The 13,001-nt window shown below is 74.2% G+C and carries 13 protein-coding genes; 6 read left to right on the plus strand and 7 right to left on the minus strand.

The window, feature by feature from the left end; translation table 11 throughout:
- The first annotated feature begins 716 nt into the window (after positions 1-716).
- A complete protein-coding gene (locus tag ACWGDE_RS23345; protein ID WP_453390945.1) occupies positions 717-932 on the plus strand; it encodes a hypothetical protein in 216 nt (71 codons plus the stop codon).
- 631 nt (positions 933-1,563) lie between these two features.
- Here ACWGDE_RS23345 and ACWGDE_RS23350 read toward each other — a convergent pair.
- The 3 genes from ACWGDE_RS23350 to ACWGDE_RS23360 form a co-directional block, all read right to left on the minus strand.
- Positions 1,564-1,944, minus strand: coding sequence for a GNAT family N-acetyltransferase (locus ACWGDE_RS23350; protein WP_453390946.1), 381 nt, complete (start codon positions 1,942-1,944; stop codon positions 1,564-1,566).
- A 439-nt stretch (positions 1,945-2,383) separates the two neighbouring features.
- Positions 2,384-3,556: an acyl-CoA dehydrogenase family protein gene (locus ACWGDE_RS23355; RefSeq protein WP_453390947.1), complete on the minus strand. Its 1,173-nt coding sequence runs from the start codon at positions 3,554-3,556 to the stop codon at positions 2,384-2,386.
- Between the two features lie 144 nt (positions 3,557-3,700).
- The gene (locus ACWGDE_RS23360; protein WP_453390948.1) at positions 3,701-4,459 is read right to left on the minus strand and encodes a TetR/AcrR family transcriptional regulator; all 759 of its coding nucleotides are present in this window, start codon (positions 4,457-4,459) and stop codon (positions 3,701-3,703) included.
- Positions 4,460-4,489: 30 nt separating this feature from the next.
- Between ACWGDE_RS23360 and ACWGDE_RS23365 the strand changes: the two genes are divergently transcribed.
- Genes ACWGDE_RS23365 through ACWGDE_RS23375 form a run of 3 tightly spaced genes read left to right on the plus strand, consistent with a single transcriptional unit; the run spans position 4,490 to position 7,250 of the window.
- Complete coding sequence (locus tag ACWGDE_RS23365; RefSeq protein ID WP_453390949.1) at positions 4,490-5,242, plus strand: DUF6230 family protein; 753 nt, start codon at positions 4,490-4,492, stop codon at positions 5,240-5,242.
- A 14-nt stretch (positions 5,243-5,256) separates the two neighbouring features.
- The gene (locus tag ACWGDE_RS23370) at positions 5,257-6,222 is read left to right on the plus strand and encodes a DUF6114 domain-containing protein (protein ID WP_453390950.1); all 966 of its coding nucleotides are present in this window, start codon (positions 5,257-5,259) and stop codon (positions 6,220-6,222) included.
- Positions 6,219-7,250 (plus strand): hypothetical protein, encoded by a 1,032-nt coding sequence (locus tag ACWGDE_RS23375; RefSeq protein ID WP_453390951.1) that lies wholly within the window; start codon positions 6,219-6,221, stop codon positions 7,248-7,250. The genes ACWGDE_RS23370 and ACWGDE_RS23375 overlap by 4 nt, the downstream gene beginning before the upstream one ends.
- On the opposite strand, the gene ACWGDE_RS23380 is transcribed toward ACWGDE_RS23375, so the two are convergent.
- The 3 genes from ACWGDE_RS23380 to ACWGDE_RS23390 form a co-directional block, all read right to left on the minus strand.
- Positions 7,225-7,383 carry an SCO1431 family membrane protein gene (locus ACWGDE_RS23380; protein ID WP_453390952.1) on the minus strand — a complete coding sequence of 53 codons (159 nt, stop codon included), beginning with the start codon at positions 7,381-7,383 and terminating at the stop codon, positions 7,225-7,227. The genes ACWGDE_RS23375 and ACWGDE_RS23380 overlap by 26 nt on opposite strands.
- Positions 7,384-7,501: 118 nt before the next feature.
- Positions 7,502-7,924, minus strand: coding sequence for an SPW repeat protein (locus ACWGDE_RS23385; RefSeq protein ID WP_453390953.1), 423 nt, complete (start codon positions 7,922-7,924; stop codon positions 7,502-7,504).
- A 91-nt stretch (positions 7,925-8,015) separates the two neighbouring features.
- Positions 8,016-9,443 (minus strand): peptidase C39 family protein, encoded by a 1,428-nt coding sequence (locus ACWGDE_RS23390; RefSeq protein WP_453390954.1) that lies wholly within the window; start codon positions 9,441-9,443, stop codon positions 8,016-8,018.
- Positions 9,444-9,584: 141 nt separating this feature from the next.
- On the opposite strand from ACWGDE_RS23390, the gene ACWGDE_RS23395 reads away from it, so the two are divergent.
- A complete protein-coding gene (locus ACWGDE_RS23395; protein WP_453390955.1) occupies positions 9,585-10,229 on the plus strand; it encodes a uridine kinase family protein in 645 nt (214 codons plus the stop codon).
- Positions 10,230-10,618: 389 nt separating this feature from the next.
- The gene (locus tag ACWGDE_RS23400) at positions 10,619-12,571 is read left to right on the plus strand and encodes an AAA family ATPase (RefSeq protein ID WP_453390956.1); all 1,953 of its coding nucleotides are present in this window, start codon (positions 10,619-10,621) and stop codon (positions 12,569-12,571) included.
- Between the two features lie 37 nt (positions 12,572-12,608).
- Here the strand turns inward: ACWGDE_RS23400 and ACWGDE_RS23405 are convergent.
- Positions 12,609-13,001: hypothetical protein (locus ACWGDE_RS23405; RefSeq protein ID WP_453390957.1), on the minus strand; the 393-nt coding region annotated here is incomplete at its 5' end.

The raw sequence follows: 13,001 nt of genomic DNA on the forward strand, positions 1-13,001 counted from the left end.
GGGGGTGGGGTGGGGTGTGTGGGGGGGGGTGGGGGGGGGGTTTGCGGGGGGGCTCGGGGGGGGGGGGGGGGGCCGGGGGGGGGGGGGGGGGGGCCCGGGGGGGGGGGGGGGGGGGGGGGGGGGCCGCCGGGCGGCACCGGGGGGCTCCGGTTGGCCCGGACAGGCCGCAGGCCGGGCCGGGGCCGCAGGCCCGGACAGGCCACAATCCGGGAGGGGCGGACGAGCGTCGGGGCCGGGCCCTGTCCGGACCGAACGCCGGACCAGGGGGCCGGTCTGCAGGTCGCGGGTCGGGCCGCAGGCCGGGGACCGAGGCTGGGGCCGCGGGTCGGGGCTGGGAGCCGGGGCCCCGAGACCGGCTGGGCCCGGGGGCAGAGGAAGACCGGAGGCTGAAGGCGAGGGCCCGATCCAGGGGCCGGGGTAGACCCGAGGGTAGGAACCCGGCGCCGGGGCAGGAACCCGGGACCGGGGACCGGGGCCAGGGGGCCGCAGGCCGGGGACCGGGACTGGGGCCGTGGGTCGAGGCAAGGAGCCGGGGCTCCGAGCCCGGCTGGGGCCAGCGGGAGGCCGGAGGCCTGGAACCCGGGGGTCGGGGTGGGCTCCATGGCTGGTCAGGGGGCGGGCCGTGGTCGAGGGTCGGGCGGCGGGCTGCTGAAGGGTCGAACGGATGGGCGGGGTTACCCGTGGGTCCGGTGGCGCGTTGGCCCGGCATGACCACGATGGAGACTTCCACGCCGAAGGTGGGGCGCCGCCGACGGGCACCGGCAGCAGGGCACGGAGAATCGGTTCAGCTCGCCCCCGACCCGCCCATCTACAGCGCGCTGCTCACCCGCTGGACCGAGGACGGCCGTACCGTACCGGGGCGGCGCGATCCCGAGTGGTCCAAGATCGCGTCCTCCCCCATCTGGCCGAGCGGCCCCCTCTTCGGCGGCTGACCTCCCCGGGGGAGGCGGGCAGGGGCGGAGCGGTGCGAGCCGTCCCACTCACCGTCCTGGCAGTCCGGTCGCGGCGACCCGGAAGCCCCGGCACCATCCGTCCAGGGCCCGAACAGACCGGTCGCCGGGTGCCGTCCAGCCAGGAACCCCGTCGCGAGCCGTCCCGCCCAGAGCCCGGGCAGACCGTCCGCCGTCCGCCGTCCGCCGTCCAGCCAGGAACCCTGTCGCGAGCGGTCCCGCCCAGAGCGCAAGCAGACCAGCCGACCTCGGGGGAAGCTCCGGCGCGATCCGCCCCGATCAGAGCCCCGATCGGCCCGTCGGCCGCCCGCTGGAACTCCTGCGCGAGCCGTCCCGCTCGCAGCTCGAGCAGCCGGGCCGCCGTCGGCCGGAAGCCTGGGCACGCGCCGACCCGCTCACAGTCCGAGCAGACCGTCCGCCAGAAGCCCGGGGCGAGCGGCCCCGCCCGGAGCCCGAGCAGCCGGCCGCCGGCCGCTGTCCGCCGGAAACCCCGGCGCGAGCGGTCCCGCTCGCAGCCCGAGCCGACCGGCCGCCAGCCGACGGGAGCCGACTCGTCCAGAGGTCAAGCAGCCCGGCCGGCGTCGGGCGGAAGCCTCTCCCGGAGCCGACCCGTTCAGAGGCCGAGCAGGCCCGCCGTCGTCGGGCGGAAGCCGCAGGTGGCGTAGAAGTCGGCCAGGTGTGGCTCGTAGTCCACGTGGAGCCATTGCGCGCCCGCGTCGCGGGCCTTCTCGGCGGCCTCGCGGACCAGGCGTACGCCTAGGCCCTGTCGGCGCTCGTCCGGGTGGACCGTGGTGTCCAGGACGAAGGCGTGCGCGCCCCCGTCCCAGGCCACGTTCACGTAGCCCACGAGCCGTCCGTCGCGGCGGGCCGCGATCCAGGTCAGGCTGCGCTCCAGGACCGGCGCGAAGGACGTGTCCCGGTGTCCGGGCCAGGCGGCGGCGAACAGGCCGTTCAGTTCGGCGTCGGACAAGGCCTCGCGTGCGGTCAGCTTCATCTGGGCCGTCCATCTCCTTCGGGCCGTGAGAGTGGGGGTGGGAGTGGGGAGTTGGGGAGTGGGGAGTGCGACGTCCCATCCTGCGGCCGGGAAGGTCTGCCTGGTCGCGGCCTCCCGTGCGTTGTCTCCCCCGGAGAGTGGAGGGAGGGGCCCCGGGAGGGGGGCGTGCGGAGCGTGTTCGCATGCCCGTGCCGGCCGGCAACGGCGGGGCAGCTCTCGGCGGTGGGCCAGCGCGAGGTGCCCCGGCGGGCGCCCCCGCCCCGTGGGCCGTGCCGGGCGCGATGGCGGGCGGGATCGGGGCGGACGGGTGTGCTTCCGCGCCGTGTGTGCCGTCGCTCGGCTTGCTGCCGCATCCGCCGGGTGCCGGGCGCACCCCGGGCGATGCGGCGAGCGGCCGGACCCGGCCGCGCGGAGGCGGGGCCCGCCTCCGCGTGGTCGGTCAGCGGGATTCGGGGCCCGCCAGGTGGCGGGCGATCACCATGCGCTGGATCTGGTTCGTGCCCTCGACGATCTGGAGGACCTTCGCCTCGCGCATCAGCCGCTCGACCGGGAAGTCCGCCGTGTAGCCGTAGCCGCCGAGCACCTGCACCGCGTCCGTCGTGACGGCCATCGCCGCGTCGGTGCAGAAGAGCTTGGCCATCGCCGCCTGCCGGGAGAACGGCTTGCCCGCGTCCCGCAGTCGCGCCGCCGCCAGGTACAGCGCGCGGCCCGCCTCGATCTTCGTCGCCATGTCGGCCAGCATGAACCGCAGGCCCTGGAAGTCCGCGATGGGGTGCCCGAACTGCTTGCGGTCCAGGGCGTAGACCAGGGCCTCGTCCAGCGCGGCCTGGGCCACGCCGATCGCGCAGGCCGCGATGCCGAGGCGGCCCGCGTCCAGGGCCGCCAGGGCGATGGTGAAGCCCTGGCCCTCCTCGCCGATGCGGCGGGTGTCGGGGACCCGTACGCCGTCGAAGTGCAGCTGGGCGGTGGGCGAGCCCTTCATGCCCATCTTCTTCTCCGGAACGGCGGCCGTCAGGCCTGCGGCGTCGCCCGGCACCAGGAAGGCGGTGATGCCCTTTGGGCCGTCCACGCCCGTGCGGGCCAGCACCGTGTAGAAGTCGGCCACCCCGCCGTGGGTGATCCAGGCCTTGGTGCCGTCGATGATCCAGTCGTCGCCGTCGCGGACCGCCCTGGTGGTCAGCGAGGCCGCGTCCGAACCGGCGCCCGGCTCCGAGAGGCAGTACGCGCCGAGCAGGCCGCCGCCGAGCATCCCGGGCAGGTGGGCGCCCTGCTGCTCCTTGGTTCCGTATCCGGCCAGGCCGTGGCAGGCCAGCGAGTGCACGCTGACACCGAGTCCCACGGTCAGCCGGGCCGCGGCCAGCTCCTCCAGCACCTGGAGGTAGACCTCGTACGGCTGGTCGCCGCCGCCGAACTCGTCGGCGTACGGGAGGCCGAGCAGGCCGGACTCGGAGAGGAGGGTGAAGACCTCGCGCGGGAAGCGGCCGGCGTCCTCCTCCTCGGCGGCCCGGGGGCGGATCTCACGCTGCGCGATCTCGCGTACGAGTGCGAGCAGGTCGCGGGACTCCTCGGTGGGCAGCTGTCGTTCCACCGGCTGCTGCGCGCGGTCGGTCATGGCGGCGCTCTCCTCACTCGTCAAGCACGGGGCGGCGCGTGAGGGTGGTACGCGACGCCGGGTCTCGGGGCTCACAGCCGATGGTGCCCTCCCGGATCGCGGGAAGGACCAGTTCAAGGGGCTGCGGCGGTTGAGTATGCCCGATCAGGGGCTTCCCGTCACGGGTACGAGATCGTCCTCGGGGGCGGGCGGGGCCGGGCACTCGGGGACGAACTCCTCGATCACCGTCAGCGTCGCGCGCAGCGTGCGTACGAGCAGGGCTCCGACCTCGTCCCGGCCGGGACGGCCGACGGCCTCCGGCACGCCCACCGGCACGCCCGCCACACCCATCTCACCCGCCACACTCGTCGCACCGCCCGTAGCCGTACCGCCCGCCGGCTCCTCCGGCGAGCCGATCCACTCGAGCGTGCTGCCCTCGACCCCCGACAGCCAGCCGACCAGCGCCAGCCGGGCCAGCGGCGGGAGGGACCGGCGGCCGTACGCGCCCTCGGCGATGGTCGCGACCAGTTCCTCGCGCACCGCGTCGCGGATGGCGAGGACCTCCGAGTCGGAGCCGACGCCGCCGGTGACGATGGTGCGGTAGGCGGCCTGGTGGTGTTCGGCGTAGTGCAGGTAGCCGTCGATGGTCGTGCGCACGCGCTCGGCCGCGGGCGCCCCGTCCTCGGCGGCGGCGCGGGCGACGAGCTCGCTCACCGAGTCCTCGACGATGGCCAGGTAATAGCCGCGCTTGCTCTTGAAGTAGTAGTAGATGAGCCCCTTGGCGACGCCGGCGTGCTTGGCGATGTCGTCCATCGAGAGCGCGTCGTACGAGGTGTCGGCGAACAACTTGCGCCCGATCGCTATCAGTTCGGCCCGTCGAACCTGCGATCGCCCGGTCGTTCCGCGCTGTTGACTATTATTCAAATTCAGCCCTAGCCTCGAACTGCCACAGGAATGCCCGAAGTATCGCAGACCTGCGCGCACTCCCCCTTGCACTTCCCCTGCGCACCGGACGACGTACGGGAGGAACACATCATGGGCAACGGCAGGACGAAATCGACGGACACGGCGGGCTCGCCGGGCGCGACGGCCGCGACGGCCGCGACGAGACGTACGCCCGAGGGTCGGGTCGACTGGAAGAAGACGGCCGCCGTCGCGATGCCCGCGGTCGTCGCGGTCGGGGCGATGGCCATGGTGATGGCGCAGGGCGCGCTCGCCGCCTCCTTCGCCGTCTCGGGCACCAGCTTCCAGGTCGCCTCCTCGAAACTGAGCAGCAAGGGCCTGTCCTCCTACGTGCAGACGGACCGCTCCGTCGACGGCAAGGGGCACCCGGTCGCACTGCTCGGCATCGGCGAGGCCACCCTCTCGGACATCTGCCAGGCCGCCGAGGTGGACACCCCGGTGGGCAAGGTGGTGTTCAAGCTGACCGCCGGCGGGCCGGCCGGCGAGGTCACCGCCAGCAACCTCGTCATCGACGGCGAGGACCTGGCCGGTGACGCCGTCTTCGGGACGGCTCAGATCGGCCGCGACGCCTCCACCCTCGACCAGGTCTCCGGAGTGACGGGCGAGGCCGGCAAGTTCGGCCTCCAGGCCGGGAACATCGAGGTCGTGGACGTGAAGTCGCACGCCTGGTCCGCGACCGGCGGCAACTTCCACCTCAAGGGCCTGAAGCTCAACGTCAGCCTGGACGGCAAGAAGTGCTTCTAGGGCCGCGCGGTCCCGTGGGGCCGCGGGACGGGTGGCTGGAGCGCAGGCTCCCGCTGCCCGGCCCCCGGCGGCGGCTGCGCGCCTGGCGCCGCACCCGCCCGTTCTGGGGCGGGCTGCTGGTGGTCCTGGGCGGGATCGAGCTCCTGCTGGTCCCGCTGTCCCCGCTCACCGTGCTGGTCAGTCTGGGTCTGGGCGGGATCGCTGCGATCGGGATCGGGGTCGCGCTGATCGCGGCGGGCCTGTTCCTGTGGCTGCTGCCGCAGACCCGGGCCTACGTCTCCGTCCACGCCCTGCTGCTCTCGGTGCTGTCCTTCGTGGCGACCAACCTGGGCGGCTTCCTCCTCGGCATGCTGCTCGGGATCGCGGGCAGCGCGCTGGCCTTCGGCTGGACCCCGCTGCCGGATCCGGAAGCGGACGGGGAGGGCCCGTACGTCCCGAGCCTGGACGGCAGCGGGCCGCGCACCCTGGCCGCCGCGCTGCCGGTGGTGCTGCTCGCCTCGCTGGTGGCGGGAGCGGGCGCCCCGCAGGCGCGGGCGGCCGAAACCGCGAGGCCCGCCGCCGCCCAGGCGCCGCCGACGGCCGCACGCACTCCCCCGACCGTGACCACCTCGCTCTTCGCCCCGCAGGGCTTCACCTTCGCGGGAGTCACCCACGTGCCCACGGCGGACGGCCCGCTGAAGGTACTGGTGCTGCGGATGCGCGCGGCCAGGCTCACCGACTACCGGCTGCGCACCCGCGACGGCGACGACGAGTACGGGCTCGCCGCCAAGTCCCTCGATCTGCGGGGCGACGTGACCTTGTACCTGACGAAGTTCAGCGGCTGCATCGAGGGGCTGCTGTGCGTCACGTTCAGCCCGGACGGGCTGCCGGCTCCCCCGGTCATCCCCCCGTTCGTCTTCATGACCCAGGTCTCGGCGGAGCAGGCGCTCGTCACCTCGGACGTGATCGAGACCGACGGACTGCGTCTGGAGGCCTCGTGATCCCCGTACAGGCCGCGCCCCTGTGGGCGTACGGCGTCGGCGCCACCTTCGCGGTGGCGGCCGGGCGCCAGTTGCAGTGGTGGGAGCGGTCGGTCCGGGGCGAGGGGGTCCGCACGAGGAGCCGCGCGGCCAACCCGTACCTGGCGCTCACCGTGCTCTACGCGGCGCTGCTGCCCGCGCCGACGGGGCTGTACCTGCTGTGGCAGAACCCGGCCTGGTCGACCATGCACGTGGCGCGCGGGCACGACGGGGTCTGGGCCGGCTTCGCCCTCTTCCAGGCGGCCTCGCCGGTCGTCGGAGCGCTGCTCGGATTCCTGGCGGCGCGGCTGTTCGTCCTGGTCGGGGCCGGGTACTGGGGGTACCTCCAGGCGGTGGCCGGGTACTTCCTGCTGTTCTTCACCCTGATCCACGGGTGGGACGGCACGGGGTACCGGCGGCTGCTGAGCGCCGATCCGCGGGCCTTCGCCGGCTGGTCCGCGGACGGCGCGGCCGCGGGGGTCCCGGCCGCGGCGGGCTCCGCCGGGGACTCCGTGGTCAACCACTGCCTGGCCTTCGCGACCTCGGGGACCTTCCTGGCCCTGCTGGTCTTCGGCACGGCCGTGATCGGCACGATGCTGCTGGCGGAGATCGGCTGGCTGGTGGAGGGCTGGCGGCTGCCCGGGGCGGCGGCCGACCTCAAGGTGCCCCGGGTGATCGCGGTGGCGATCGCCGGAGCCGGGGTCCACGTGCTGCCGTTCGCGGGGGCGCTGGGCGCGAGCATCCTCGTACGGGTGCTGGGGTGGTGGCTCGGCGCCGGGGCGTTCGCGGCGCTGGCCGGGGTGGTGCTGCTGCCCGGTCGCTCCCCCGTGCGCAGGCTGTACGCGCTGGTGGGGGTTCCGGACCGGCACTGGCGGGTCGAGCCGGAGCCGGACGCGGAGGCGGGGGCAGAAGCCCGGGCAGGGGCCGGTGCCGGGGCAGGGGTCGGACCCGGGGCCGGGGCAGAAGCCGGTGCCGGGGCGTCGACTAGAAGAACCAGCCCACCTGGGTGACGAACATGGCCACGACGACGACCAGGGTCCAGCCGAGCACGTGCTCCAGCCAGGAGGAGGAGTCGTCGTCGGGGCCGCCGGTACGGACCAGGTCGCGGGCACGGGAGGTCAGGGCGGCGCTGTGTGCGGTCATGCTTCCAATGTGACAGCGGGGACGGCCCTCGCGGTAGAGACGATGGTCACGCCGTGGCATGTCTCACGCCCCCGGCGGTGGAGCACGGTGCCGGGGGCGCGAGACGGGAGCGGGCCGGTCAGGTGGCGCGCTCGCGGCCCGCCATGGCCGCAATGGCCAGGGCGAGGCAGAGGGCGATGGCGCCCGTGATGACGTTGGTCGTCACGGTGCGGGTCGTGTCGACCTCGCCGGCGATGACCCAGGGCGCGACGATCGTCCAGGCCCCGAGGCCGACCGCCGTCCACGCCATCGCGTGGGTGCGCTCGTAGGCGGAGCCGAGTCCGCCCATGCACAGGCAGTACGCCAGGCCGGCGATCAGGTTGTTGATCGCCAGCGAGCCGAGAACGCTGAATCCGACGATCCACGGCGAGGCTGCCAGGAACAGGCCCGTGAGGAGGGCCAGTGCCTCGACGGCCTGGGCGCTCGGGGTGCTGGTGACGCGCTCGAACCGGGTGCGCATCTCCGCGAGGTCGGGGTGGTGTTCGATGGAGTGGGTGGTCATGGCGGGCCGCCTCCTAGTGAAGCGTGAAGCCTTTATGTGCCCTTTATTCCCTTATGGTCCGCTTGTCATACGTCCGGGTCAACGGGAAGTTTTAGAGCACCCCGACCGACCGCAGCGCGAGGATCTGTGAGGCGTTCGGCCGGACCGGTCCGTAGAGGTAGCAGATGCCTCCGGTGCCGGAGACGACCTTGCCGGCGGCGTTGTGGCGCTTGGTCCGGAGCCAGTTGTTTTCAAATTCTCGGCGGCGGTAGACGCGGCGCACGGCCGGGTTGTCGGCCGAGTTCGGATCGTTGGCGATCACGTCGCCGGCGGCGGTGAATCCGATGACGGTCATCAGGTGGCCGGCCGTGCCGTAGCCCGCGCCGGTGAGCTCAGGGGCGGTGAAGGACTGCGAGGTGATGGCCGGGACGCCGGCCCGGACCAGGGTCTCCAGGTCCGAGAGGGAGGCGAGGCGGGTGACGATCCCGGCCATCTGCCGGTAGGTGGCGGCGTAGGCGGCGTTGAAGGGCCAGTTCCCGCAGCCCTTGTACGCGGCGTCGTACGTGGAGCGGGCGGCGTGGCAGACCTGCGGGTCGGCGTACTCCTTCTTGACCCAGGTCAGGGACTTGGCGCTGGCCCTGCGACCCCAGAACTCGATGATCATCTGCGAGGAGGTGGGGCTGCACCAGGCCTCGCCGCCGTTGTCGTACTCGGGGTACTGGCCCGCGTGCGTCTCCTGCGAGTACCGCGGCACCTTCAGCTCGACGGCCGTGCCGGAGGGGACGGAGGCGGGAACGGAGAACCGGTCCGGGACGTCCGAGGCCATGGCGCCCGCGAGCCACACCGTCGGTCCGCGGCCGGCGCCGGGCTTGCGGTAGAGGGTCAGGCGCAGCCGCCAGTCCTTGATCCGCAGACCGGTCGCGGGGGCGTCCACGGCCAGGGTGTCGGTCCAGACGGTCGACCGGCCGTCGGTCTGGCCGTCCACGGAGGTGCGGCGGATGTCCCCGTCGCCCGAGGCCCAGCGGCCCATCACGTACCAGGGGGTGGCGGTGCCGTCGGTGTAGGTGCCGCGCAGTTCGGTCTGGATCCAGGTGCCGGCCGGGGTGCGGGCGTTCCAGGAGGCGATGGCCTCGGTGGCGGGCACGGTGGAGGCGTGCACCGGGGAGGTCCAGACGGCGTACTCCCAGGTGCTCTTCTTCCCGGTGTGCGGGTCGGCGTACTCGGTGCGGCCGACCGCCGTTTTGATCTCCAGACCCGGGCGGGCACCGGCGATGGCGGTGGTGCCCTGGTGGGTGCCGGCGCTCCAGTGGGCGTGGGAGTACCAGAAGCGGTTGTCGACGGCCCTGCGGACGGCCATGGCCTCGGCGGCCGGCGGCGTGGCGGCGGGTGCGGGCTCCGGGCCGGCCCCGGCTCCCTCGCCCGGGCCTTCGCCGGCGCGGGCCGGGGAGGCCGCGGAAGCCCGGCCGCCCGGGACGGTGACCGCCGTGGCGGCCGCGAGGGCTACGGCCAGCAGGGCACGGCGTGGTGTGGGTGCGGTCATCGGCGTGGCCCCCAAGGGTCGGTGCGGTGTCGACTGCTCCACCCTTCCAGTTCCCGCCCGCCGGACGCCGAAGCCCGGGGCCCGTGTCGGGGTGACGCGGGCCCGGACGGGGAGCGGGCGGAGCGGGCCTACGCTGGCGGGGTGGAACCTCAGTCGTCACACCAGTCGCTTCAGGCCCTCGCGCACGAGCTCGCCGCCCTGCCGCCCTCGCTCGGGGCCGTGCGGGTGGTCGGGATCGACGGGCACGCCGGGTCCGGGAAGAGCACCTTCGCGGGGCTGCTCGCGCAGGCCTTGGGCGGTGCTCCCGTATTGCACCTCGACGACGTGGCCACCCACGAGGAGCTGTTCGGCTGGGACGAGCGGCTGCGCGCGCAGGTGCTGGAGCCGCTGGGCGAGGGGCGGGCCGCGCACTGGGCCCCGTACGACTGGGTCGAGCGGCGGTTCGGTGCGGAGCGCGTGCTGGAGCCGGCTCCGGTGCTGCTCGTCGAGGGGGTCGGCGCCGGGCGGCGGGCCCTGCGTCCGTGGCTGGCGCGGCTGCTGTGGATGGAGACCCCGCGCGCGAAGTCCTGGGGGCGCGGGCGAAACCGGGACGGGCGTGAACTTTCCGACTTCTGGGACGGATGGGAGCGCGCGGAACTCGCGCACTTCTCGGATGATCCTTCACGCCCCTTCGCGGACACCTTGGTACGCCAGAGCGGTACGGGATACGAGTGGTCTTCCGGGACTCCTGCGACAGCGGGAACCGCGACTTCCGTGACCGAGGGTGACGGACTCCCCCGGGCCTGACCGACCCCGGAAATCCGCCGCCCACGGGCGCCACCCGGCCGCTTGACCCGGGGCGGCGGCGGCCTTACGTTCTCAATACGCGGCCCTCACAGGCTGCCGCGGACGCGAAGCCCCCGATTGTTCCCCCGTGATCGGGGGCTTCGTTCTGCCCCGGTCGCGGCGCCCGACCGCCCCTCCGGGCGGTCTCGCGCGGTGCGGATCCCCCTCGAAACCTCACCCTGTGTCACCCTGCGTGCCGCGGGCGCACACCCGACCCGTCTTCACCGCGCACTGCGTAAGGTGCGTAACCGCAGGTACGATGCACCCCTGATTTCATCAGCGCTGGGACAACTCACGTACGCGACGCGGGGGTTGTTCCACACCACGGGGGCAGGCTTGTGGGGGACGTGATGGATTTCGCCGCGGTGGGCAGCGCACACGCCCCGGCCGAACTCGCCTGGCTGCGGGGCGTCGACGCCTGCACGATGGGCGCCTATCCGCAGGCCGAGGAGGAGTTCCGGACGGCGGTACGACTCGATCCCGCGATGGCCGACGCCTGGCTGGGGCTGCACGCCCTCCGGGTCGACACCACCAACGCCCTGCTGCGGATGTACGCGCACCGGGACCGCTTCGGGGAACAGCGGGCCCGGCACCGGCGGACCCTCAACTCCTGGTACTGGCTGGGCTGGTGGGTGCAGCCGGTGCTGGAGAGCCGGCGCGACCTGCTGCTGGCGCACGCCTCGCACTGGCTCGACGGCCGCCACGTGCCCGAGCTGGACCAGGCGCTCGCCGCCCTGCCGCCCGTGGACACCGATCCCCAGGTGCGCTTCCTGCACGCCTGCCGGGCGTATCTGGTCAAGGACTGGGAGCAGTTGGTCCGGCACACCGAATCCCTGGTGGACGACCCGCTGCTGGGCATCGAGGCGGGACTGTTCGGCGGGATGGCCCGGGTCCGGCTGGAGATGTACGGGCAGGCGGAGCCGCTGCTGTCGGCCTCGCTGATGCGCTGCCGCAGCGAGCAGCCGCAGCGCAAGGAGCTGCGGTACTGGCTGGCGCGGGCGCACGAGGGGACCGGGCGCAGCGCGGCCGCGCTGCCGCTCTACCGGGCGGTGCACCGGGTGGACCCGGCGTTCATGGACACGGCGGCCCGGCTGACGGCGATCGAGGACAGCGAGGACGCCGACGGGCTGGCCGGGTACGCGGGGAGCCAGGGCTACGAGGGCCTCGCCGGGCACGGGCTGTCCCCCTCGGGCGGGGACTTCGCGGCGGTGGCGCTGGGCGGCGGCGGTCCGGTCCAGGACATCGCGGCGGACGGGCAGGCGGAGCCGGACCAGCTGACGGCGCCGGAGCCCCCCGAGCCCCGGCACGGCCCGGGGACGCCGCCGGGGCCCGGCCCGGGCCGGCCGGCGGACGTACGCCGCAAGGTGGCGCTGCCCGCTCAGCACGGGCCGCCCGGGCTGCCGGCCGGGCCCGCGGACCCGGCGGCGCTGGCCGAGGCGCTCGCGGAGCTGGAGCGGATGGTGGGCCTGGAGCCGGTCAAACGCCAGGTGAAGGCCCTCTCCGCGCAACTGCACATGGCCCGGCTGCGGGCGGTCCAGGGCCTGCCGGTGCAGCCGCCGAAACGCCACTTCGTGTTCTCGGGTCCGTCCGGCACGGGCAAGACCACGGTGGCCCGCATCCTGGGCCGGGTGTTCTACGCGCTGGGTCTGCTCGGCGGCGACCACCTGGTGGAGGCGGGGCGCGCGGACTTGGTCGGCGAGTTCCTCGGGCAGACGGCCGTGAAGGCGAACGAGCTGATCGACTCGGCGATCGGCGGGGTGCTGTTCGTGGACGAGGCGTACAGCCTGTCCAACTCCGGGTACAGCAAGGGCGACGCGTACGGCGACGAGGCCCTGCAGGTGCTGCTGAAGCGGGCGGAGGACAACCGCGACCACCTGGTGGTGATCCTGGCGGGCTATCCGGCGGGCATGGACCGGCTGCTGTCCACCAACCCGGGGCTGTCCTCGCGGTTCACCACCCGGGTGGACTTCCCGAGCTACCGGCCGCTGGAGCTGTCCTCGATCGGCGGGGTCCTCGCGGACGCCAACGGCGACCGGTGGGACGAGGAGGCCCTGGAGGAGCTGCGGAGCATCAGCGGGCACGTGGTGGAGCAGGGCTGGATCGACGAGCTCGGCAACGGCCGCTTCCTGCGCACGCTGTACGAGAAGAGCTGCGCGTACCGGGACCTGCGGCTGGCGGGCTTCGCCGGCGAGCCGTCCCGGGACGACCTGTCCACGCTGCGGCTGGCGGACCTGATGCAGGCGTACGGGGAGGTCCTCTCGGGCCGGGGACCCCAGGAACGGCCGGAGCCCCCGCCGCTGTGAGCACACCGGCGCCGGCACCACCGTACCGCGCCAGCGGCTACGGGATGTCCGGCGGATCTCCCCAGAGGGCCGCGAAGGCGGAGAGCACCAGGAAGGCGAGGGCCAGGGCGAACCAGAACCAGTGCGCCGCGATGGGCCGTCCGCCGTACCGCTCCGCCCACTGCTCGTCCGCCGCGGCGCCGAGCCGGCCCAGGAGCAGGGCGTGCAGCCGCGTAGCGAACTCCGGGTCGGCCGCCGCGCGCTGCGTCACGATCGATTCGAGGGCACGGGCCGCGTCCGGTGCGTACGGTTCGCGCTCGAAGGCGGCGACGACGCCCACCTGTTCGGCCGGCAGCCCGTCGAGGAGCACCTCGCGCAGCCGGCGCGCCACCGGGGAGGGCGCGTCGGGGTCCTCCCTCAGCCGGTCCAGCACCTCGGGTGCCGTGCCCTC

The sequence above is a fragment of the Streptomyces sp. NPDC054956 genome (assembly GCF_053609185.1).